Origin of the sequence: Membranihabitans marinus (genome assembly GCF_019802045.1) — a bacterium.
GTDB classification, from domain to species: Bacteria; Bacteroidota; Bacteroidia; order Chitinophagales; family Saprospiraceae; genus Membranihabitans; species Membranihabitans marinus_A.
On the sequence record NZ_JAHVHU010000012.1, the window covers coordinates 156,857 to 182,401 of the forward strand.

Below are 25,545 nucleotides of genomic sequence, written 5' to 3' on the forward strand. Positions count from 1 at the left end.
TTATACGCTCGAGTAGCTCTGCAGCGGTATAAACCGGCAATTGGAGAATAGCTGCCTTCTTTAATTCGTGATCTGTGGATATGAAAATGTTAATTTAAATTTTATTGCTGTATAATTTTGTAGCGCATCTTCAATGTCTTCCATATCACTGCTTATTGCTAAAACTGCTGTAGAGTGATCGCAATCAATGATCTGTGCATCATTTAAAATTGTAAGAATAAAATCTTGTGTTTAGAAGTATAGTGCTTGACCTTCTGGATGCATCCACTTTGATATCTATTCTGTTTTTCATGCATGCGTGGTTTTATAGTAAATATACCAGTAGGGTGATATCAGTTTTCTTGTTTAATGTCTTTTTACAAAAAGTTGAATAATTCATCTGTGTTATTTGATGTCCATCCATTCTAAGTTGGTGCTTTCGTGTTTTTGATCCAAAGTAGCTTTTGGCAGGGTTCAGCTTTCTAGGTTCGGATCACTAAAGCATTCCATACAAATTCTCCGGAAACCATTTCTATCGTTGCCGATCCTTTGTTTCAATATGGGTTGGTACTGAAACGGGCCCATAAACCATCGCCTGGCACACTTTATCCATTTGGAAGGTCGCATGAATATGATCCAATTTGGGAATTGGTCGAATGAGTCAGCCCATTTGAATTGTCTGAAAGGAGGTAAAGTCATTGACGTAATCAAACATCATATACTAATGCTGGGAAAAGATCTTTTGTTCGTACTCCTTCGGACATTAGAGGCGGCTAAGGTCCGCGGCTGTCTGCGGAGCGAACGTTCTAATTTTTTAATTATTAACTGATTATCGCCGTGAATGACCTTTATGAATAAATGGAGGTAGTCATGCATTATTCTATATAGGCATTGAGAAGAATTGGTTATTAGCTTAAAAATAAGACAAAAATTAAACTAAGCAACCTCTGAGTGAATTTAGGTGCATTCTGTGAAGTGACGTATAGTTATATAGAGTTGATGTAAGTAGCTAATGTGAAAAAAACTAGGAAATCAAATATAATATTAAGTAAAAATTTAGATATTAGCGTTTGTCATAACAATTTAGTGCTGTGTTTTACTATGTATTAGATCACTATGCTCCTTTAACTATATATGTAGCATGAAAATTCATTGTTCTAATATGCTGTGCAGAGCCCTAAACTCTGGTTATTACAAAAACTGATTACTAACTTTCTAAATATTCAAGTATGATTCAATTGATTGTGCGAAAAATCCTCCTGATCGGAATTGTTTTTGGTTTGATCGTTCCGGTTCAAGCCGAATATATTCCATTAGTCAACAATGATGTCATGTATGCTGAATCACCTCCTCCTCCCATTGATATTTCAGGAATTATAAGGGATTCACAGGGTGAAGCTTTGATCGGGGTCAATGTACTCGTAAAAGGGAGTACAAAGGGGACATCCACAGATGTTGAAGGAGCGTTCACGCTATCTGATGTAGCTGAAGATGCCATTCTTGTCATCTCGTATGTAGGCTATCAAACCAAAGAAGTGCCTATAGACGGCCGGGCAATAATCCAAATTACACTGGACGAAGATCTCCAACAATTGGAGGAGGTTGTCGTCGTGGGATATGGAACACAGAAAAAGCAAGATCTCACTGGTGCTATTGATAATGTTAATTTTGACAAAGATGTAGGGACCCGACCGGTGGCCAATGTGCAGCAAATGCTGCAGGGGTTAACGCCCAATCTGAACCTTTCTATTAATAATGGCGGCGGTGAACCCGGTGCCACACAAAACATTAATATTCGTGGTCTGGGTACATTGACAGGTAGTGGTGGAGAGCCCTATATCCTGCTTGATGGAATTCCGATCACGGTTTCGGAAATGAATGGAATCAATCCTTCTGATATTTCCGATATTTCGATATTGAAAGATGCTGCATCGGCAGCTATCTATGGCTCAAGGGGGGCTTATGGTGTTATTTTGATCACCACGAAAAGGGGTGAGAAAAGAGAAAAAGTCAAATTTGACATTTCATCTAATGTGGCTTTTGCTTCACCGACCCGCCTTCCGGAAATGATGAATAGCCTTCAGTTTATTGATGCCATAAACACCTCAAATATCAACGCCTTTGGCTCTCCGTATTACAAGGATGATGTGATACAGCGAACGAAGGATTATATTGATGGCAAGCTGAAAACAGAAGCCCAACCCAATGAAACCGGTACCGGCTGGCAATCCAATGCAAACAACGATTTTTATGACATCTTTTTCAAGGAAAATGTCCCTAGACAACAGCACAGAGTTAGCTTAAGTGGTGGGTCAGCGACGAATACATTTTATTTGTCTGGAAGCTATTATGATCAGATTGGGAATTTCAATTTTGCCGATAATGAATACGACCGGTTCAATTTCACAGGGAATTGGAACAGTAGAGTTAACGATTGGCTATCATTTGATATGTCGGCCAAGTATTCCAAAGAGAATCGCAATTTTCCTTCCGGCGGATATGGGGGATATGATAAAAATATCTTCTATCATCAGATCTCGCGTCTTCGTCCCATCCAGGGTCTTTACGATCCGGATGGCAACTTAATTCTGGCGGATGCATTGCGACTTCAAAAGTCTGGGTATACGGACAATGTGAAAAATCGAACTATTCTGCAGATCGGAACGAACATAGAGCCCGTGACGGGCTGGGTGACTCGCTTCACGTATAACTATAAGCTGAACAATGAGAATCAAAAGAAAACCCGGCTCCGGAACTTTCTTTTTCAACCGGATGGAACATCGGATAATGTAGGGTTTAATCCGGATGACTTTTCGCGATATTTTGAAAGTGGAAATACACAGGTAATGAACGTGACAACCTCTTATGATAAATCGATAGGTGGTCACAATTTTGTTGCAATGGCAGGCTATGAGCAGCAGTTGGTTCAATGGGAAAATCTATCGGGGCGGAAAACAAATTTGATTACGGCTAATATTCCGACCATTAGTACGGCAACCGGTGAGGATTATATAGGAGATGGTGCAAGTCAGTATAGCCAGCAAGGTGTGTTTGCGCGATTAACCTATAACTATAAAAGCAAATACCTGGTGAAAGCAACAGGGCGATATGATGGGAGTTCATTTTTCCGGGAAGGCAAACAGTGGGGCTTCTTTCCATCTGTAGAGGTCGGATATAATATTGCAAAAGAAGAATTTTGGCCGGTATCGTCCGTAAATACCTTTAAGCTGAGAGCTAACTGGGGAGAATTGGGGAATCATGATCCCAGATTGGCGAATCGATTCGTAGAATTGCTGCCGTCTGGTTCAACGTCCTGGTTGATCGGTGGTCAACGACCAAACGTGATTCGTGCGCCCGGTATTATCAGTCCTTCATTAACCTGGGAGACGGTGACCACCAAGAATTTTGGTTTTGATGTAGCGCTGTTTGAAAATAAAATTGAAGGGTCATTTGATCTTTACAACAGAACGACCTCTGATATGATAGGGCCTGTAGAGTCTTTGCCTGAGGTGCTGGGCGTCGGTGCACCAGCAGAAAACAATGCTGCTCTGGAGACTAGAGGATGGGAATTGAGTGCACGGTATCGGGGCGCTGTCGGGAAGGTTAGCTATCGGGCAGGATTTAATATAGGAGATAATAAGACAGTGGTTCAAAAATACCGAAATCCGACGGGTATCCTTTCCAACTGGAGAGAGGGAGAAGAAGTAGGAGAAATTTGGGGATATACTACGGTAGGCTACTTTAAGACAGATGATGAAGCTGAAAATGCTCCGGATCAAAGTTTGTTTTGGTCAAGGTGGGGAGCTGGTGATGTCCAGTATGCTGATGTAAACGGGGATGGTGTTATCAACAATGGTAAAAATACTTTAGAAGATCATGGAGATCTTAAAATCATAGGCAATAACAGACCCCGGTATAATTTTGGAATTAATCTCGGAGTGAACTTTGCCGGATTTGATCTATCCTTATTATTTCAAGGGATAGGAAAACGTGATTTTCTATTTAGCAGAAATAGTAATCTGTTCTATGGATTCCGAGGAAGTCAGTGGCAAAATTCCTGGATTACGTCCGCGCTTGATTATTGGACGCCTGAAAACACAGATGCATACTTTCCAAAGCCCTATTTGAACAATGAGCACCTAAAGAACACCAGAGAACAAACAAAGTATTTGCAAGATGCCTCCTATATGAGACTGAAAAATATTCAGCTGGGATACACTTTGCCATCATCGGTTATGAATCGAGTCGGCTTGAGAAACGTGCAGTTGGTATTTAGTGGAGAAAATCTTCTAACTTTTACAAAGCTATGGGAATCTTACGATCCAGAAGCGCTCGGCGGGGGCTGGGGCCAGGGAAAGATATTTCCCTTGCAGAAGGTGTTATCGGTCGGGTTGAACGTAGGACTATAAATAATTTTAAACAGATTGAAACGAGCATTAATTTTCATCATTTACATTTAGGGATACCGATGGCAAACATATCTAATAAGAATGATTTAAATGGCATGAGCGTTTCTGAATGCATTTTCCCAAACCTTTGGGATGAACATTCAACAAACTATAAAAAACAAAGCAGATGAAAAGTTTATTAATCAGTATGATAGCAGGACTGTTATTTGTATCTTTCTACTCTTGCAACAAGGATTTTCTGGATCGTCCGGATTTGGACAATATAACGACCTCGAGCTTTTGGAAGACTCCGAGTGACCTGGAATTATACGTTACTCAATTTTACCACAATTTACCGTCCTGGAGCCCCGGAGCATGGAACGGGGGCATTTACTGGTGGGATGGATCCAGTGATAATCTCATCCATACCAATGTCAATAACCGCATGGCAGGTTTGTATACCATAAATAGTGGCAATGGCAATTGGGATTATGGGGATATCCGGTCAGTAAATATATTTCTCGATAAGTATCCGGAGGTGGACGCGCCAATGAGCGAAATTGGTCAAAGCGTGGGAGAGGGGTACTTTTTTCGCGCGTGGTTTTACTTTGACTTATTGCGCAATTATGGCGGGGTTCCCTGGATTGAAAAGCCGCTGGCTCCGGATGCTGAGGAGTTGTTTGCTCCAAGAGAATCCCGGGATGTGATTGCTACTAAGATTTTAGAAGATCTGGATCAAGCAATTAGTTTTCTGAACTCCGGCAAACAAGCCAACGGGAATCGCATCAGTAAGGAAGTTGCTATGCTTTTTAAAGCGCGGGTAGCCTTGTATGAAGGTACCTGGGAAAAATATCATGCCGGGACCGAATTTGGCGTTAGTGGGAAAGATGGAAGTAATTTTATCCAAATGGCCGCTGATGTTGCTAAAAACTTGATGGATAATCCGGCCGGCTTTGCAATTTCCACCAACGGTGATCCCCAGAATGATTATTGGACATTGTTCAATCAAACGGACCTCAGTTCAAATCCTGAGGTGATGGTTTGGAGAAAATTTGACCTCAATCAGGGTGTGACGCACAATGGTCAGCGCTATTTGCCACGAATCGGAGGATCGTATGGATTGTCCAGGCAACTGGTCAATGATTATTTGTGTTCGGATGGAAAACCGATAGCTACGAGCCCTTTATACCAAGGAGATGCGACCATCATGGATGTATCGGCAAACCGGGACTTGCGGTTGTCTCAAACCATGTGGCTGCCGGGTGAGTTAATGGCTACAGGTCGTGGGCAGGAGGATCAGTTCTTTGAAAAAGCGCCCATTGATGCTTCCGGGTCCAGCCGTTGTCCTACCGGCTATATGATCTATAAAGGAGCCAACCCAAACCGGGATCATTTCTTTACCGGAGGCGTAGGTACGACGACTTCACCAGCTTTCCGTTTTGCGGAGGCACTGTTGATTTATGCGGAAGCCAAAGCTGAGCTGGGAACAATCACACAAAGCGATCTGGATATGACGGTCAATGTGTTGCGAGACCGGGTAGCGATGCCACATTTGATTATGGCCGAGATCGAGACGGATCCCAATTGGTTGTATCCCAATCTCTCCCCTATACTCAATGAAGTACGTCGAGAACGACATATCGAGTTTGCGTTGGAAGGCTACCGACCGGATGACATTATGCGCTGGAGAGCGCATGATTTATTTGTGGGGAAGCGGCTGAAAGGAGCCAAGTTTGATCCGGAGACCTATCCGGATGTCACAGTTGGAGAAGTTGTTTTCCTTGATGAGGAAGGATATATTGATCCATTGCAAAAGCAAATACCGAATGGATATCAGTTTAATCCTGGCAGGGATTATCTGTTGCCGGTACCGCAAGAACAATTAACCTTAAATACGAGTTTGACCCAGAATCCGGGGTGGAATTAGAGGAGATAGAAATTTTATGCCAGAGCCCCTGATCAAAAACATGCGATTAGGGCTCTGCTTACTTTATGTGTTTTCTATCGTTTGCGACAGTTTTTTGTATCGTTGGTGAAGCAGTTCGTCAACCTCCAGGTGTTGATTTAGTAAATCATGCTACGTTCCATATTCTATTTGTTGATGCCTAAGAAATATCCGGATATTTTCTTTCACTTTGAGTGACGGATAGACAAAGGGATCCTCTAAGAGCGCTCCCACTTTTCTTGCTATGGAAATCTAATTTCGCTCTCATAGTTGGGTGGCATGCCTGTTATGTAGTTGACCAAAGGCTTTTTTTGTCCCGTTGGGACCGAGGATGTAGTTGATTTCGCCACGGAATAGAGGGAGATTGAAGTTTTATAGGACGCATTTTGAGCTGCCAGCAAATGGATTATTCTTGTATGAATAGGAAAGATTAGAAATGGTTAAAGCGGTCACATTTGCAGGATCTGGTAATTAATCCCTTAAGGTTAGGAAGTTCTGAAAATAAGCATTTAAGCCTACTTAGAAGGTCATACGATAATTCTGGTGAAATGCATTGTCAACGATCTTGCTGGTTTTGCAGGTTAAATTATCTACTGCGTATGAGAGAGTCTCATATATAGCATTCAAGTACAAAATGATCTCAAAACGATACGCCGAATCCCATCGAAGAAGAATATTGCCTTTATACTATAATTTTTACAAATTGATCAATATTGGAATGTCCATCCTCCATTTGCCGGATTGAATTCCAAATATAAGGGGCGGAGCATGCAGCATGCTCCACGTTGTGGAAGAGATAAAACTCACTTCTGTGAAGTGACTTTATTATATCAACCTTGTTCTTAAAAGTGATTTGATCACCCGGATAATTAATTACACCTACTTTATCTTTAAAATCAGAATTTACAACTGGGGCAGTAGAACCCTCTGGGGCAAAAAAATAGATTCTGTCAACAAAACGAGTTAATTCTGAAATTATCATATTATAATCAGTACTTTCCAGGTCCTTAGCTTCAAAGGCGGCAAAGATCAGGGGTAAAGAGAATGCAATGAGCGGTTCCTGTTTTCTTATTTCCGGATTCATTTTCGAATCGCTTCCTATATGTTCTACCTGACTACGGGTGACCTGGTACATATTCTTTCCCTTCATAAACAATCGAATTGATATCTGAGCTCCTACCCCACTTGAAAGATTAGGCTTGTGTCGCCAGCGCTGCATGGAGATGGGCAGTATCTTCCAGTCTAATAGATCAAATAAGTTTCGAGTGCATATAAAGGCCATGTCAAGCCATGGATTCAATAAGAAACGAGTTTTATTATAATAGCGCAATTCTGGCCATTTGTCTACCCATACTTTTTTACCGACCCGAAATTCATCGAGAAAAATATTGAGACCAATTTTAAATGGATCATCAATGCTATCCCATAAACCTACGACCTTTGATATGAAATTCTTACCAAGACTATAATCATCCTGGATGTGAATATAATAATCAAATCTTTTATCTCTAATCTGTTCCCACAACCTATTGATTGTTAGCCAAAATTTATGCTTACCATTATTGGTTACGGCATCATCATAGATATAGTATTCAATATGGTATGATGTAGATTCACTCTGCAGTGAGTTCAAAAGCGAAGCTAATAACTTTGGCCTATGGAAAGTCGTTATTAGGACGACTACCTTTTGGGTGTGGGGGGAATTTGAATTATCACCCATAATGCCATGGATAATTGGAGATTTCTTTATAGGATTTAGTGTAGGTGGTGGCATGTCTTTGATTGTTGATGATATTAATATTAGAATAGGTTAACATTATATAATTAGTTAACCTGACCAATCCAGAATCAAAGAAGATTGTAGGAAGGAGGTTGCCGCTTAGTAAGTGGGCGAGCGACCCGCCTTTAACCTTATTCTCTCCAGTGGGACCACTACTGCGTATCGCAGCACATAGAATGTGACAACTCTTTCCAAAATGAACCCGGTTCTATTATTTCACATCGATCCGCCTTGGGAGGATAGAGGATAGCAATGGTTATTTTATTACCCACGTCGTTTTCAAGCACATCAAACATTTTACATCACATTTTAACCTAATTTACTGCCATTTTATGGCAGTGTTTCAGGTTATATTGAAATGAATTATTTCAAATAGACCGCATGAACGATACCATTACCATCATTATATCAGTCTGGAAAAGAGAATACCTGGACGAGCAACTGCAAAGTTTGGTTCATCAAACCATTCGGCCGCAGGAAATATGGATACTACAGGATAAATACCATATAGATATATCCTCAACTGTGAATAAGTATAAAGAGATATTCCCTGACATTCATCTCGTCCACTCCGATATTAATTTTAAATACTTTTGGCGATTTTCTCTATGCATATATGTCAAAACCAAATACACACTTATCATTGACGATGATGTGATTCCTTCACCAACATGGTTGGATACTTGCCTGAAGAAATGCAAGGAATATAATGCTGTAATTTCCTGTACCGGCCGCATTATTAAGCCCTTCCATGAAGGTGAAGTACGAGATCTCTATTTTATTGGTGATGTTCATCCGGATCATAAATACAATTTCCAGGAGGATGATACCATGGTGGACTATGGATGTAATAGTTTCTTTTTTAAGACCGGGTGGATAAAGGATTTTTGGCACATCTGGCCTTCCAGTTTTGCTTCTGGGGAGGATATGCACCTTTCATCAAGTTTGAAGATTCTGAGATCCATTCCGACAGTAGTGCCTCAACAGCTATCAAAAAATGGTACTGGCAACCTGAATAAATATTACAGCAGAGATCAGTTCTCTTCCTGGCGGGCTGCTGACTTCAGGCTTATTCGTGAATCGATCGTCGATTATCTTCTGGTAAAAGGTTGGAAGCCACTTATGTGGGGAACTGATTAAGCGGATAAAAATTGTTCAATAACCTTTACATCCTCATAACTTTCTTCAGCGGCTATAGAACGAAGTTGAAATTTTTTAATATTCTCCTTAAATTCCTGATTATCCAAAATCCACACAATTTTTTCAGCGATAACTTCGTCCTTTTCGTTATAATTCCCTCTCAGTCCCACTTTGTGATATACTACCCGTGCAGCATTTCCAAATTGATCATTATCTGAAGGATAGCACAGCATGGGGACTCCCATTCGGATGCATTCCTTCACACTATTCCCACCTCCATGATTGATCATTAATACCGACTTGGATAGTATAGATAATTGAGGAGCAAAATCTAATAAAGTAATATTGGAAGATTCTATAAAGCCTTCCACCCGATCCATGTAATTGGAAACAACTACAACGAAGTGAAAATTTTCCAACTTCTTTGCCGCCTTAATGAATTCTTTTAAGAAAGATATTCTACTTTCAACATTATTACCCCATCGTGTGCCGAGGGATATATAAATAAGATTATTTTCTAAATCACCGGAAAACTTATTGACTTTTTCCAATCGTCTGACATCCACCTGGTTACCTAAATAAAACTTATTTTCCAAGCCTTTTGATGTCCTTGGAAAATCAAACTGCTCATCCCAAAAAATTAATTCCGGTAATCTGAATCCAAATGGGACAATGCATTTATCTTGGTAATATAAATCATTAAAGTTCAGCTGATACCTTTCTTCTGCTACATATCCTAAGAACTCCAAATACCCACTTAATCCTTTATTCTTCATTCGAAGAGCTTGCCAGGATTTTTCAATTTGCTCGTTAGATGACGAGGTTCCGTCGGGAATAAGTGAACTCGTAAGAGGTGGTACTGAAATGTCTTTGTCTGTTCCAACTTTGGTGCTGGCCAATAAAACTGGAATGCCTTGGTGCAAAAAAGGCATGGCCAATGCCATGAAGTGTATATCGATAATCATTAGATCAGGAGTGTATGCCTTAATAAAGTTATTGTAGAGCGCTCCATCTTCTAGATTGAAAAGAAAGCAATCAAGCCATCTTTCTTCTTTTGATTTGGTTTGATCTTCTTTATAATATGAACAATAAGTTCTACTGTATGGATCCAAAGAGATATATGGAAATCCCTGATAATTGGCATTTCTTTTCAAGTCATCTCCATCAACTCCTTTATTTGGGCCACAATAATATAGTTTATATAAATACCCTGACAATTTCTTTGATGTAAGAAAAGTCGAATTTTGATGGCTGGAGTGTGTCATCATAAAAAATATTTGATGTTTATTTTGCTTCATTTGTAGATTTCCAGGTTATATTTATTGAAATAGTTAATATCATTTTATATGAACGAATAATGAGTTGTATGTATATGGAGATCGTTTGATTAGAAACCTGACTTTTCAGAAATTATTTTTTTATTGCCTATTAGGAATTCAAATTGAATAGGTCTTTCTACAAATGAAGGATTTGATAAATTAAGGAGAAGCTTCTCTTGTTGTCATAAAATGTTCAAATGATTTATCAACCCAAAATGCAAAATCTACAGGCGAGTAATGGTAAGGCAAAGGCTTTTGATTAAGCAAGATTAATGGTGTCTTATCTAAGCCAGTGTTATTGCACCACTCACTTAAATTGTGTAATGCAACCATCCAATTTTCCTTAATTTTATTTGGAATATTTTTAGTATCTAATTGGGAGCTTTTACTCCTCTTTAAATAACTAGCCCATTGTTGTATAGCATCTGTCGAGTCTAGTTTACATAACAAAGAAATCTTCGAATTCCAGTTATTGGATTCATGATCATTTTCAGGTTTAATCATGAGCCGTATTTGTTTAAAACACTGGTACTTATCCTGAATACTAATAATTCTATTCAACGCAGAAATACAATTTGGACAATTGGGCTGAAGGATTAAATCAAGATTCCATATACCATCCTTGAACTGTATAAGAGGGAATTTTTGATAACATTCAGGAAGTTTTAAAGCCCCAGACTGAACAAAATAATAGTGTAAAAGTTTCCAATCTTTTTTTATAGATAGGAAATCGAATAATATTGGTTTATAATGGTTCCATTCTACAATAAATGGTTTGATCATAACCCATGCTAAAATTGTCAAAAGTCCCAATACAGATGCTTCCAATAGAATAAATAATGTTGGTAAAGTTAAATTGAAATAGATAAGAAGCAGGGAGAATTGGATGACTAAAACTAGGTCTATAATTAAACAAAGAGTACACCATTGGTTTAATCTAAACTGATGCCAAAGAGAATAGAGTACAAATGGCAATGAAAGTAGAGTTAGAACTCCTAAAGAGATAATGTTCACAAAAATTATCTGAAAAAATAGGATGAAAGCAAAATATATGATAATCAGATCTGTCAATTTAACATTGCCTTTCAATAACCTTGACGGCTTTGAATGAATAATGGAATTGCAATCCATTTTAGTTCTTTGTCCGCATAGTTTATTTACTACTTCGGAGGACTTTCCTAAATCTACTTTAAGAACGAGTATAGATAGTGTAAGACCAATGCCTGAACAAAGGAGAAAATATATCTCACCAATTGAATCGGTAATCAGATAAGTAAGTAATATAAATAAAAGTGAAAATAAGGTAAAAGAATCTTTTATTAAAATAGATGCATAACTTGGGGGTCTGCTTTTTATCAGGATGGTAATCCCTGTCCAATGTTGAAGAAATTCCGTTAAAGGAATCGAACTTTTATTATTATTTTGATCGGTAATTACAATATTTTCTTTGTATTTTTGGATGAAGTATATTTCTGACAATTCATCCATTTGAAGTTGAGCTAAGAAAGCACCATCTAATTTCTCGGCATGGGTTGGAGAAAGTTTGGTGAACAAATGGGGAATGTGAAGTTTGTCGAAGGTGTCAGATAATGCTGATAAGGCAGGAAATTCCGGGTGAGAATGTAATTCAACATCGAGGTGCCGATAATAGTATCCATTTTTATCAAGAAACGTATATACTAAATTGGCAAAACCGGTTTCCATTCGTGCTACCTTTTACTTAAATATTTTAGCAGTACTTTTTTTAATTCAGGATCAGATGGACGCATGGCATGAGAGACCAAAACTTTGCCATCATTATCCAGAATCATATATCGCGGAATGGTTTTAATACTATAATCTATCAACTGCTGGGAACTCCGTGAATTGGTAATAAAATAAGAATACTTGTATTGACTTAATTTCAGTTCATCATTAGCTTTCTTCCAGTTGTCAATCCTGTCATTGTAGGCTAGATAGATAAATCGGATATTCATTTCTTCGAGATCCTTTTTCAGATCGATCGAATAAGGTATCTCCTTGCGACAAGGTGCACACCAGCTCGCCCAGTAATCGATGTAATACAATGACGCACCATTTTGCCGGATCACCTGGTTAAGGTTGGATTTCGCTCCTGCCTTATTTTTGATTTTAATATCTTCAGCAAGGCTCTCTTCCACGCCCATTTTCATTCTTAATCCCTGAATAAATACAGTATCCCGGGGCTGGGAAAATGATTTGTAATATTGCGAAATCATGTTGTTGATGGATGCCAGGGATTCCGCCTCTGTGAATCTTTCCAAGTTCATCTGAAAATAATACCTTGCGAGGTTTGGATTGATGTCGGGACAGTGATTTTGGACCGAATTAAATATCGAGTCCGGGTTTTGATCGAATTTAGTCTTATAGTAAAAACGGTCTGAAATACTATAAATATCAAAATCAGACTCTTTTCCATATATACTTGTGTCTAAATCATTAATAAAATAAGATGACAGGATCAAACGTTTCATTTCTTTGTTTAATATACATTCCCAATAATCAGGCGAATCAGAATTATTTCTGATATAATCTAACTGATAAGTATGGCTTTTCTTTATCAGCTGATAAATTGAATCCAGGTTTCTATATAATGGTAATAGCCTTTCTAATTCTTCGGGAAATTTATCTCTTGTCTTATATTTATTATATAAACTATTTGGTCCTGGAAACTTTAAATAGTACCTATCCTTTATTTTTTCAAAGGGGTTATCTTTAAGTAGGTTATAATATAAATTCTGTGCTGGATTTTCCGCAATAGGAATATTTTCTTCATAATGGAGAGATAATGTATCACCTGAATCCAACCGGTAATAAAAAAAATCAAGTCCCCTGATGGTATGGACTATTTCCAGATGATCCTGAGTATGAAGAATGGTGATGGTATCATTTGTCCCGTTATCCGGACAAATTTCTGAAATGAGTCCAAGTGAATCCACATAATATAAAGGACATTTAAAGCGTGTTCTCGATTTGATGCCATTTTCTAAATCAAAACCATTTATGTAATCAACATTTTTTAAAAATATCGTGTAGGTATTGGGCGACGAATCTGAGATCTTCGAATTGGACGATGGACTATACCGTTCACAAGCAAAGAAAGTAATAATTATAATAAAAAATATTTTATTCATAAAAAATTTATTGAAGCTACATGACAAATAGTCAATATAGATCATCAAATAAAAAACAAACACAACCTACATTTATCAAAAGGATCAATATCTTAAAATCTGTCAAATCCATCGAACTTTAAATGATTCGCTATTTTCGTAACCAAAATATATATTAACCCACCAAAAAAGGTGGGTTAATATTATTAATTTAGCAATAACTAGCACTACCCCCATTTGACGCACAGCTTTCGCAACACCAATAATACCCAGGAATACCCTCGGCCATATGTCTTGCTTCTGCTTGGCTAAGACCACACATTTCATTCCCATTATTGTCAATATAGCCACAGGAACCACCATAACCTCCTAAAATCATTTTCAGCTGATCTTTAGGAATTGATATCCCTAATTCTCTAAAATCTTTTAAATTACTCATTTTTATAAATTATTAGCATTAATTGCCTACACTCTTTTTTAAGGTCATGTTTTTCAGCGTCCTCTGACCGATGTCTTTGCAAATTCATGATTCAAGATAATTCCTTTTACTGCCATATCTTGTCAGTGAATGAAAAAAATCAAAATTTATCTTTTCCATTTTCCTTCCACCGAATATTTTTCTATGATTGTTATCTCTAATCTCAAATGATATCTCAAATTCTACCTCCCGACTGTAATAATAGCTTTGTCGAGTACGGCAATATTCGATGGGCAGGCCGTAGGACTTGAGTTCGTCCAGGAGGCGGTATAGTTGGCGGTTGGAGATACCTAGTCGGCTACTGAAGTCATGCGGAGGACCCGTGGCTTTGCGGCGGATGAGTTGGTGAATGCGCTGAAGGCGGTGGATCTGATCGATTAAGTTCAAAACTTTAATTTTTAGTGTGTAGTATATAGTTTATAGTTTGGGGTGGGATAGCTGATACATAGTTTGATGATTGACATAATGGGGGTGTTAGAGTTGCATGATCCTGACCCTTTATAGAATAATGGTACAAATGATAGAATGGTGGATGAGATGATCTTCCTGCAGTCGCAATAACAAGTGATTGTTTTTCAGATGGTGAAAGAGTAGGGCCAATGGATGTATCACCTTTCGAAGGTTGAGAAGCACGGCTGTGCGTCTTTACAAGATTGAGGAATTGAGCGAAGATACGGCTGAAGAGGCTACGCTCCTCCGCTATGATTGATACGTGGATGGGCATATCGGGTGTGTAATGCACCGGGTAGCCATAATCGGTGGTGAGCACAGAATTCAGTGGGAGGTGGATTTCATAGCTCCGGCCTCCGTTTTCCTGCATTTCGGGTATGGGGTATATTTCTTCCACATAGGTATCGATGGAGCCATATTCTTTATAAGGATACGCCTCCAGCCGTATAATGGCGCGATTCCCCGTGCTGATTTTGCCGACGCCGGTAGCGGGAACATAAACCTTGGCATATTTGAAATTAGAGGATCCTTGTTCAGTATCCCGGTCAATAGATTCAGGAAGGACATATCCGATCGATTTGTCGGCCGGAATAGTCTGGCCGGCGACTAGATCAGACGAGAGCTGGACCCTGCCCCTGGCCGGTGCCTCCATATAATATTGTCGGTGCCATTGTCGGTACTGGTTTCGGAGGTTCAGAATGATCTCAGTTATTTGGGATTGGTAAAGCAGAATCTGTTCCCGCCGGCTGGCTAAAATTTCAGTCCTCTGTTGATGCAGGCTGGCGATGCGGATTCGGTTTTGAGCCATATTGTTTCCTTTGAGCAGATAATTCTTCCGTACGCCAAGGTGGCTGGCCTGGCTCCGTTCCATCTCCCGTTCGCTGATGATGCCCTGATCGTAAAGTTGTTGGTTGCGTTCCACATCTTTATGGGACAGGTTTACTTCTTCGCCGGTCAATTTCTTCTCTTCCTCCAGGACCTTGTTCAATAGCTGTATTTCTTCGATTTCCCGATCTATGGCTTGTAGCTTGAGGATGTGTTCCTGTCGTATTAAATATTGACTCAGTTCCCGCACTTGGCTGGACAACGAGGCAAAGGACGATTGATTCGGTCCAAGAATAAAGTGTTCTTTCCAGTTGCGAAGTATGGATGGTCTAATTTCGTATGGAGTAGCACCATATTCCTGTGTTGAAATAGGATCATTTAATCTTAGCGTAACTGAGGGTAGAATGGTTGGTAGGGATTGTTCCAGTTCGTCTACTTGTTTCAAACATTCTTCTACGTCCTTTCGATCTGCTGTATTTTTTATATAAAACAAGGGGGTATCAATTTCAACGATATCTTGGTTCTGGACAAATACTGTATCAACTATTCCCAATGATTGGGAGATGATAGGCTTGAAGGGATCTACTGTCGTGATCACCCCGAATGCCTGGATCTTATCCGGATATCGTATTACAAAGGTCATAGCGATGCCGATTGAGACGACAATGAACAAAACCGTCATGCCACTGTGCAAGATCCAGCCGGGCGACTGGCCGATGATTTCATTGACGGTGAAAGGTTCGTCATTTATATTTTGCTGACCACTTGGAATGGATGGTGAGTTAAATGTGTTTGGCATGATTACCTGTTTTTTTATCGTTTGTTTTTACCCCTGCTTGTCATGATTTTTGGTCAAAAATCCCGCCAAGCAGGACCTCCTATTTTCACCTTCATCCCCGGGTTGAAACCCGAGGCTATGAAATTAAGACCCCTACAGGGTCTCTCACACCCACACTCACACTTCCACTCACATTTTGCTCCCCCTTAAACCCCCTCCAGAGAGGTACAATTGAGCCCTATAGCCACTATTAACTACCGAGTTCCAGCTGGTTTTTGACCAGGTTGAAATAATTCTTTTCAACTTGTACCAAGTCTTCATGAGTGCCGGTTTCGACGATCTCGCCTTTCTCCAAAACAATTATCTGATCGGCGTTTTTAACCGTGCTCAGTCGGTGGGCCACTACCACTACGGTCTTACCTTCCAGGAAATCATTCAGATTCTCCATGATGATCTTTTCATTCTGGGCATCCAGTGCGTTTGTGGCCTCGTCCAGAAATATAAATTCAGGATTTTTGTACACTGCCCGGGCTATAAATAAGCGTTGTTTCTGACCGGCACTAATGCCGTTGCCCTTTTGACCAATTTTAGTCTGAAAACCTTTAGGTAGTTCGTGAATAAAATCCATAATATTGGCAGTGATAGCTGCCTGGATTACCTTTTTGAAATCAATTATATCATCACTTTCAGCAATATTCCGGGCAATAGTATCAGAGAAGACAAAGCCATCTTGCATGACTACTCCACAGCGAGCTCTCCATACTTTTGTGTAAATCGTGTTCAATGGCTGACCTCCGATCATGATCCGGCCTTTCGTAGGGTCATAGAATCTCAACAGTAATTTTATCAATGTGGTCTTTCCGCTACCGCTGGTACCCACAATGGCAGTAGTCTTACCCCTGGGAATTCGGACCTTTACATTTTTCAACACCTTATCCGAAATGGGCGTGTAAGAAAAACTCACATCCTCCACCTCTATGTCTCCCTCTGGGATGATGTCCATCTTAACGATTTCTGGATCTTCTTCTTCGTGAGAATTATGTACTTCGGATAAGCGTTCGAGGCTGATCTTGGCATCCTGAGCTGATCGGATAAATCCGACCATCTGTTGTAATGGCGCATTAAGTTGTCCGATAATATACTGGATAGCCAGCATCATGCCCAGGGTCATGTGGCCTTCGACGACCCCTTTGGCAGCTATAAAAGTGATGATAATATCTTTTGCCTGGTTGATGAAAAGGGCCCCGGCATCCTGATATTGGCTGATCGCCAGAGCGCTGATCTGAACCCGGAACAAACGAGCCTGGATCTGGGTCCACAGGCTTCGCCGCTTGATCTCGCTGCCCTGCAGCTTTATCTCGGGCATGCCTTGGATTATCTCGATCAAAGAATCCTGATTGTCCGATCGCTCAGCGAAAGCCTTATAATCGATTTCTCGCCTCTTTCGCAAAAATATCACGATCCATAATACATAGAGTATAGCAGCTACGATATAAATAAGAAAAATAGGGACGGAATAGATCAATAGTACAACCCCAAATACGATCAGATTGAATATGGATAGTATAAGGGATAAAGTGGACTGCGTGAGAAAGGACTCGATCCGGCGGTGATCTCCGATGCGTTGAAGCAGATCCCCGATATTCTTGGAATCAAAAAACCCAAGAGGCATCTTCATTAACTTGAACAGATAATCAGCGATCAGGCTGACATTGATCCGCACACTGGCGTGAAGGACGATCCAACTCTGGATAAAACGCACCACGGTTTGCCCTAAGAATATCAATAACATGCCGGCTAGGACAAGATAAATAAAGTTGAGGTTTTTGTTTTCGATTCCCACATCCACCAGGCTCTGAGTCAGGAATGGGACGGTTACCTGAAATGCGGTAGCGATGACCAGACTCAGAAGTAGTTGGGCAAATAGACCTCTATGGGGGTTGAGATAGGATTTAAGGAATTCATAGCTGTTTATCTTATTTTTCCCTTCAATTCCTGAATTTTCAAACTCAGCTGTTGGTTCCAGTAGCAGGCCAATTCCCTTGGCACCGTTATCGCTCTTCTGAGTCCAGTGTTTAAGAAATTCGGGGTGATTCAATTTGATCCGGCCATGCGCCGGATCCGCAATGCGCACTTTCTTCTTCGTTATCTGGTAGAGAACTACAAAGTGATTTTCATTCCAGTGTAAAATGGCCGGCAGCGGTGCTTTTTTGAGAGAGGCCTGACCATTCTCGGAATAGAACGGCATCTTGACGGCGATTGTACGGAATCCACACAATTCAGCGGCTTCCTCAATACCCCGAAGACTCACCCCATTTTTGTCGATGTAGCACTTTTCCCGCAGATAGTTGAGCGAGTAGGACTTGCCAAAGTGTTTGGCTACCATTCTCAGGCAGGCCGGTCCGCAGTCCATGGAGTCGTGCTGCTTGTAATAGGGGAAGGCCATCCAGTACAGAGTTAACAGGTTTACATAAGGGTGAATTATTAGAAAGCCATCACAAGATTAGCTCTTTCGTAAGATAATATTAAATACGGACAAAATAGTACATTTGGGTCAAAAATCTTAATAAAAATTAACAATTGCTCCGTGGTGAGCAATTTGTATATGTTTAATTGTTTGAATACCAATATATATGGTGGTGCTTTTTGTCCGGAAAACTGAGCATGGTTTATATATCAATAATGATTAATGTCAGACGATAAATACAATTACAAATATTTGTGGTTGGTAGAATCCATATCCTATGCTATTTTGCAAACCAATAACTATGAAAACAAAATATACCTTGACCAGTCAGTGGGTTGCCAGCCTAATACTTTTATTGTTAACTTTCGGAAGTGGTCCGTTGGTTTGGGCGCAGTCCGCCTCCAGGAGTATTACCTTACATAATGATCATATTTCACTCTCCTTCAACGCGACCAATGGCACCTTGCTGAACCTGGAGGAATTGGAGTCCGGCACCCTGTTGGCCCAATCTGCTGATCCGCAGCAACCACTGTGGCGGATCAAATACCAGGAAGGTGATGGCAAAAAAGAGTTGAACAGCACGATGGCCCGCCAGTTTGGAGTTACCGGTGAGGGTGGTCAGGAATTAGTGTTACAATGGTCGGAATTCGCTGACTTCGAGGGACTGGAAGTCAGAGTTTATGTCACCCTTCCGCGCAATGAACCCTTCTCCCATTGGAACATGGAATGGTCCTATTCTGGGGACAAAGTGATAGCAGGCATGGACTTCCCCATCGTCACTGGTTTGCGTGAGGATGAAAAATCTACCTTGGTGGTTCCAGAATGGATGGGGTCGTTGATTACAGATCCGGCACGGATGTTGTCCGGGCTCCAACCGGGCGCTCAAAAATTCTCCTGGGTATATCCCGGGATATTGTCCATGCAGTTTTTGGGGCTGACCCATGCCGATCAAACGGGTTTTTACGCCGCCAGCCATGATCCGTACACCTATATGAAGAACTTTGAGATTGCTTTAAATGAAAATCAGGATTTGACTTTTCAGGTGTCACATTTCACCGATTTAAAAACAAAAGAAAAATCCTTCCAGACCATTTATCCGGTGGTCCTTGGTTCCGTACCGGGAGATTGGGTGTCGATGGCGTATGAATATCGGAAATGGGGATTGAAACAAAGCTGGAGCCTGAATAGTCGGTTTGCGAATGGCCAGGTTCCGGATTGGGCAACCAATACAGCGCTTTGGGTGTGGAACCGGGGTCGGTCAGAAGGGGTGCTCAAACCGGCGGTGGCCATGAAAGAACGGTTGGGTTTACCTGTCAATGTCCTGTGGCACTGGTGGCATGGCGCGTCCTATGATGATGAATTTCCGGATTATCTGCCACCCAGGGAAGGGACGGATTCATTCAAAGAAGCGGTACTGAAGGCCCGGGAGCAAGGGGTCCGCCCATTGGTTTATATGAATGAATTGCAATGGGGATCCACCACAGAGAGTTGGAAAGAGGAAGGGGCAGAAGCATATGCTGTAAAAAATGAACAAGGAAAACTTCGGACCCATGTGTACAATATCTTTACCGGGAGGCCCTTGACCAATATGTGCATCACCACGCCATTCTGGCGGAACAAATATGGTGGTATAGCCCGTGAAGCCATCAATGACCTGGGCGTGGGTGGGATTTATTTGGATCAGGCCTGTATTTCAAGAAGGTGTTATGATCCCGATCACGGTCACGAGATCGGTGGTGGAAACTATTGGGCGATGTATTCGGGAATGTTGACGGAACAAATACGGACTGGTGTTCCTTTGGATCAGGAACCGTTGTTGTCCGGAGAGGGCGTTTGTGAAGCATGGTTGCCGTATCTGGATGTTTTTCTGGCGTTGCAAGTCAGCCGGGAGCGGTATGCCGGGGTGGGCAATTGGGCGTCGATTCCGTTGTTTCAGGCGGTGTATCACCCGTATGGGATTGCTTACGGGAACTACTCCTCCCTCTTGCATCCGCCGTACGATGAACTCTGGCCCGAAAAGCATCGACCGGAAAGTGCGTTGACGCTCTTACCTGAAAAGTTCAATACCCAATTTTTAATGGAGCAGGCCCGCTCTTTTGTATGGGGCATGCAGCCTATGATTTCCAATTATGATGAAATACTTGCGGACCAGCGAAAAGAAGAAATAGGTTTCCTAATGCGGATGAGCCGGGTCCGCCACAAAGCTTTGAAGTATCTTCTTCATGGTACTTTTATGCGGCCGCCTGAGATGGAGACAGACTCTATGATGGTCGACATTTCCAAGTTGTCGATTTACGCCGGACAGCGTGAAACGGTGACAGAATTTGAAAAGGAATATCCGGTGGTTTACCGGGGCGCCTGGAAGGCGAAAGATGGATCCCTTGGATTGCCTTTCGCCAATATTTCTTCGGAAGATCAAACGGTGTCCCTTCATTTTGAAACGGCAGACTACGATTTACCTGGAACTGGAAAGCTTTATACCATCACAGAGTCTGGGAAGAAATCATTGGGCGTATATTCCGGTGGGAACGTTCAGTTGGATCTTCCCGTGAAATCACGGGATGTTCTCCTTCTGGAGGTGGTACCGGAGGAGTGAGGACTAGACCGGTGAGAAGGGTTGCAACAGACCGAGCAAAAGATTTGCATTTCAAAATGGAAACTCGTTCTGCCCATTCAATGTCGTAAGAGATGGTCGTTCGGATCAGCTAAATCGCATGGAGTGAAGGTCAAACTCTATAAAAATTAGGTTATCTTCATTTCGAATAACATCAACGATGTTCGAACTCGACAGTCCGATCCGCTGTGCAGCAGGCTTGGCGTGACAGAGACTGGATTGCATTGTCAAGAGCGTTCCGGTAGACTGGCATCAAAATTACTTGATGATTTTTAATTTTAAAAAGTGATCTATGAAAGGTATTTATTTTTTGCTTCTTGTATTTTTACCTCTTGTCTTTACAGCTTGCAACCCATCACCAAAAACCCATGATATGACAGAACAAAAGAGCGAAGCGTCGAATTGGAAAACGGAAGTCGCGACTACCTTAGAACGCTATGGCCACCGGAATTGGATTGTGGTAGCCGATGCCGCGTATCCACAGCAAAGCAATCCGGCCATCGAAACCATCGTGATCGATGCCACGCAACTGGAAGCGGTCGCATATGTCAATGAATTGATTGAAAAAGCGGGCCACGTGGACGGGACGATCTATTTGGATCGGGAACTGGAATATGTACCAGAGGATCTTGCGACAGGAGTCGATGCTTACCGAACGGAACTCTACAAGCTCCTGGATGGAAAATCAGTGACGACCCCGTTCCATGAGGATATAATCAAAAAGCTGGATGAAACGGCCAACTTATACAATGTGCTGATTTTGAAGACTGATATGATGATTCCCTACACATCGGTATTTTTTCAATTGGAATGCGGGTATTGGCCGGCAGACTCGGAGCAGACACTTCGGGGGGCTATAAAGAACGATGAAGATTAAAATGAGAAATAGGATGTGCATAACCAATTAGAGTTGTTTTTTATTCCATATAAAATCAAATGCCTATGAAAGCCATTTCTTATTATTCCATACTATGTTTATTCATTTCCTGCAGCTGGAAAGATAAAACCTCACAAAATGAATGGCAATCTTTATTCAACGGAAAAAATCTCGACAACTGGATCGTCAAAATTCATCACCACGAGGTCGGGGATAATTATGCAAACACATTTCGAGTCTCCGACGGTGTTATTCAGGTGAATTATGATCAATATGAATCGTTTGACAACCGGTACGGCCATCTTTATTACAAAGAACCTTTTTCATCGTATCATCTAAAATTTAAATATCGTTTTACGGATCAATGGATGGCCGACGCGCCGCGTTACACCTATCGAAACAGCGGAGTTATGTTTCATTCTCAGGATCCGCGGACGATCCTGAAGGAGCAGGATTGGCCCATTTCCGTTGAGTTTCAGATGTTAGCAGATGCTGGCGACGGGCAGGAAAGACCGACGGGAAACATGTGTTCGCCGGGTACGGAAGTGTTTTTTCAAGGGAAGATGGATCCCAGGCATTGTATCTCCTCCTCCTCGCCGACCTTCCAGTATGACGAATGGGTGGATGGTGAATTGATGGTCTTTGGTGATTCACTGGTCATCCATAAGATCAATGGAGAAAATGTCCTTGAATATACAAAACCTCAGATCGGGGGTGGCGTGGCAAACGGGTATGATCCGGCCATTAAAATTGATGGAAAGCCGCTTACAGAAGGATATATCGCATTACAAGCGGAAGGACAAGGTGTGGAGTTTAAGGATATACAGATTAAGCAAATAGGTAGGAGACCGTAGTTACATTTTTGATGACGAATTCACTGTTTTCTCTTGTTTGAGCTCGTATTCTAGTTTTACGTTTCATAAGTTATTGTAATTCACTCAGGCTCCAGATCGTTTCACGCCTGTCTGTCGGCAATTTAAATAACGAATGTAGCCTACTATTTAACGCGGCATATGCCTTGGCCGTTCTTCACAAATCTCAATTTTTAAAATGGGCTCGGTAATCTTTCTCACGCACCAAACAGTCCCACAAGCTTGCCGATCCCACGACCATCCTGGGATCGGCAAGCCCGTGGGACGGATGTGCTAAAGCGGGATTACCGAGCCCTAAAGTAGGGTAAGATTGCGCCTGTCGTGGCACGCGGTATTTAGTTCCTCACGCAATAGGAATTTGCCCCACATCTTAACCTGCGAGTTTATGTGAAAAAAGCATGTTGATTTTAAGAATTGTAAATGAATTCATTAACTTCACCTTGTGAAACTACGTGATTAGATAAGGAATCTCTACCTTGATTGCTGGTTCTCATGATCCATGATGACCTGGATATTATGAATAGTGATAAAGATCAAATAGCAAATAAGGAATTAGTAAGGGGTTTGAAAGAAGGAGATACAGCTTCCTTCAAAGGGGTCTTTCTATTATTCGAGCAGAAGCTCTATCGATTTGCATTTTCCATCACCAAGTCCGAATACATCTCAGAAGAAATTGTCCAGGAGGTATTTGTTAAGGTCTGGGAAAAGAGGAAAACTTTGGACATTTCGCGGTCGTTCGATTCTTATATATTTACCATGACCCGCAATCTCACGTACAATTATCTGCGGGATGCTTCCCGGCGTCAATCGATTCGAAATGAATTGTGGACGAATATTAATTCACTACAGCAACAAGCAGATGCTGAGTTGATCTTTGAAGAATATGAAAAAATAGTAGAAGACATCGTCCAGAGTCTTCCACAGCAGAAAAGATCGATTTATCGATTGTCCCGTCAGCAAGGAAAGAGTAATTCTGAGATTGCCGATATTCTGGGTATTTCGCCCAAAACGGTAAAAAATCATCTGTGGAAAACGATGCGTATGATCCGGGTTCAGTTGAAACCCTATCTTGATGATACGCTTAAAATTTTAGTGCTTATTTGTTTTATTATATGAATACCCGGGAAGTTAGAGCTCCAGCTCTGACAAAAACGGAACAGGAGCTCCGTTCCCCCGGGCAATGCAGATAGAAATTTTAGCCTGGTAGGCTCCTACCTCCCATGTTCTCCAATCCGCACTCTTCAATAAATTTTAAAAAAAAACTCCTCTTAGGCTGGGACCTTGCCTGTCACCAGGTGTATTAAGGGTAACAAATGGCGAAATAGCCAGCTGCATGAACGATCATAAACACATCAATCACCTATTCAATAGATTACTCGATAATTCCATTTCAGAGGAAGAGTTGCAGTTACTGTTAAAATATATACGGACCTCCGATTCGGACATCGAACTAAAAGAGTTGATGGGCATACATTGGGAAGACATCAAAGACGAACTGATCGAAAAAGAGCCAGGGCTTCAGACCGAAAAGCGGTATCAGGCGATTCTCCAAAAAATTGACCAAAGTCACCGAAAGACAGGTTCGAATAGACTGTCCAGCCCTTCCAAAACGAACCATGCATTGCGATGGATTGGTATCGCAGCGTCGATCTTAATTCTATTATCTGCAGGGCTGTATTGGGGTGTAAACTCTCATAAGCCTTCCGAATCGCCACTGAACAGTTCGTTGGCTACCATGAATTTTAGTGGAAAACAGGTGGTTAATTTACCAGATGGCAGCACGGTCATCCTCAATGAAGACAGTCAATTGACCTATACAGAAGCATTTGGGCAACAAACCAGAGCCATAGAATTCTCAGGAGAAGGTTATTTCGATGTGGCCCATGATCCGGACCGGCCTTTTATTGTCCATACCGGTGGGGTGAAAACGACGGTTTTGGGGACGGCTTTTAATCTCAAAGCGTACGATGAACAGTCCAATGTAGAAGTTACCGTGACCCGGGGCAAAGTGGCGGTAGGTGACGAAAAAGGGGTGTTTGAAAATATTTTACCGCGTCAGCAGCTGGTTGTTAATAAGACCACACATAAATTTAAGAGGGAAGATGTGGATCTGGACAAGGTATTAGCATGGCAAAAGGATTTTTTAATCATCGATGCCATGACGGTGGAAAAAGCAGCTGAATTGATAGGAAAGAAACATCAGGTAGATATCATCATTGAAAAAAATACATTGAAGAACTGTGAAATAAGTGCCTCTTTTATAAAGGGAGAATCCCTGGAACAAATCCTTCGGGTGGTCTGTGGCGTGCTCCAGGCAGAGTATAGGATCGATGGAAATAAGGTAGAAGTGACAGGAGGCCGAAAATGCGAGTGATAATATTAGCCTGACAGATACTATGATCTAATCCAAGTATTTATATTGTTATTTCTCAAAATATTTTCTTAATTTAAAGATACCGAAAGAAGGCCTCAGCCGATTCAATACGCTGAAGTCTATCTAGT

General features: G+C 41.2%; 16 protein-coding genes. 8 read left to right on the forward strand and 8 right to left on the reverse strand.

Going from position 1 to position 25,545, the window contains the following annotated elements; translation table 11 throughout:
* The first annotated feature begins 1,208 nt into the window (after window positions 1-1,208).
* Entirely contained in the window at window positions 1,209-4,388 is a 3,180-nt protein-coding gene (locus KUV50_RS13700; protein ID WP_222580740.1) for a SusC/RagA family TonB-linked outer membrane protein, read from the forward strand.
* A 166-nt stretch (window positions 4,389-4,554) separates the two neighbouring features.
* On the forward strand, window positions 4,555-6,294 hold the full coding sequence (locus KUV50_RS13705; protein WP_222580741.1) for a RagB/SusD family nutrient uptake outer membrane protein: 1,740 nt from the start codon (window positions 4,555-4,557) through the stop codon (window positions 6,292-6,294).
* A gap of 700 nt (window positions 6,295-6,994) precedes the next feature.
* Here the strand turns inward: KUV50_RS13705 and KUV50_RS13710 are convergent.
* Window positions 6,995-8,086: a hypothetical protein gene (locus KUV50_RS13710; RefSeq protein ID WP_222580742.1), complete on the reverse strand. Its 1,092-nt coding sequence runs from the start codon at window positions 8,084-8,086 to the stop codon at window positions 6,995-6,997.
* A gap of 387 nt (window positions 8,087-8,473) precedes the next feature.
* On the opposite strand from KUV50_RS13710, the gene KUV50_RS13715 reads away from it, so the two are divergent.
* The gene (locus KUV50_RS13715; protein WP_222580743.1) at window positions 8,474-9,232 is read left to right on the forward strand and encodes a glycosyltransferase family 2 protein; all 759 of its coding nucleotides are present in this window, start codon (window positions 8,474-8,476) and stop codon (window positions 9,230-9,232) included.
* Here the strand turns inward: KUV50_RS13715 and KUV50_RS13720 are convergent.
* From KUV50_RS13720 to KUV50_RS13750, 7 genes are all read right to left on the reverse strand, one after another.
* Window positions 9,229-10,530, reverse strand: coding sequence for a glycosyltransferase (locus KUV50_RS13720; protein WP_222580744.1), 1,302 nt, complete (start codon window positions 10,528-10,530; stop codon window positions 9,229-9,231). The genes KUV50_RS13715 and KUV50_RS13720 overlap by 4 nt on opposite strands.
* A 180-nt stretch (window positions 10,531-10,710) precedes the next feature.
* Complete coding sequence (locus tag KUV50_RS13725) at window positions 10,711-12,255, reverse strand: vitamin K epoxide reductase family protein (protein ID WP_222580745.1); 1,545 nt, start codon at window positions 12,253-12,255, stop codon at window positions 10,711-10,713.
* A gap of 5 nt (window positions 12,256-12,260) precedes the next feature.
* Complete coding sequence (locus KUV50_RS13730) at window positions 12,261-13,043, reverse strand: TlpA disulfide reductase family protein (RefSeq protein WP_222580746.1); 783 nt, start codon at window positions 13,041-13,043, stop codon at window positions 12,261-12,263.
* Between the two features lie 850 nt (window positions 13,044-13,893).
* On the reverse strand, window positions 13,894-14,121 hold the full coding sequence (locus KUV50_RS13735; protein ID WP_222580747.1) for a hypothetical protein: 228 nt from the start codon (window positions 14,119-14,121) through the stop codon (window positions 13,894-13,896).
* A gap of 84 nt (window positions 14,122-14,205) precedes the next feature.
* Window positions 14,206-14,547: a hypothetical protein gene (locus tag KUV50_RS13740; RefSeq protein ID WP_222580748.1), complete on the reverse strand. Its 342-nt coding sequence runs from the start codon at window positions 14,545-14,547 to the stop codon at window positions 14,206-14,208.
* Between the two features lie 4 nt (window positions 14,548-14,551).
* Entirely contained in the window at window positions 14,552-16,234 is a 1,683-nt protein-coding gene (locus tag KUV50_RS13745; protein WP_222580749.1) for an HlyD family secretion protein, read from the reverse strand.
* A 229-nt stretch (window positions 16,235-16,463) separates the two neighbouring features.
* The gene (locus tag KUV50_RS13750) at window positions 16,464-18,659 is read right to left on the reverse strand and encodes a peptidase domain-containing ABC transporter (protein ID WP_222580750.1); all 2,196 of its coding nucleotides are present in this window, start codon (window positions 18,657-18,659) and stop codon (window positions 16,464-16,466) included.
* Between the two features lie 322 nt (window positions 18,660-18,981).
* Between KUV50_RS13750 and KUV50_RS13755 the strand changes: the two genes are divergently transcribed.
* From KUV50_RS13755 to KUV50_RS13775, 5 genes are all read left to right on the forward strand, one after another.
* Window positions 18,982-21,276 carry a DUF6259 domain-containing protein gene (locus tag KUV50_RS13755; RefSeq protein WP_222580751.1) on the forward strand — a complete coding sequence of 765 codons (2,295 nt, stop codon included), beginning with the start codon at window positions 18,982-18,984 and terminating at the stop codon, window positions 21,274-21,276.
* A 391-nt stretch (window positions 21,277-21,667) separates the two neighbouring features.
* Entirely contained in the window at window positions 21,668-22,171 is a 504-nt protein-coding gene (locus KUV50_RS13760) for a hypothetical protein (RefSeq protein ID WP_222580752.1), read from the forward strand.
* 65 nt (window positions 22,172-22,236) lie between these two features.
* A complete protein-coding gene (locus KUV50_RS13765) occupies window positions 22,237-23,025 on the forward strand; it encodes a DUF1080 domain-containing protein (RefSeq protein WP_261395219.1) in 789 nt (262 codons plus the stop codon).
* A 510-nt stretch (window positions 23,026-23,535) separates the two neighbouring features.
* Entirely contained in the window at window positions 23,536-24,159 is a 624-nt protein-coding gene (locus tag KUV50_RS13770) for an RNA polymerase sigma factor (RefSeq protein ID WP_222580754.1), read from the forward strand.
* Window positions 24,160-24,376: 217 nt separating this feature from the next.
* Complete coding sequence (locus tag KUV50_RS13775; protein WP_222580755.1) at window positions 24,377-25,417, forward strand: FecR family protein; 1,041 nt, start codon at window positions 24,377-24,379, stop codon at window positions 25,415-25,417.
* The last annotated feature ends 128 nt before the right edge of the window (window positions 25,418-25,545 follow it).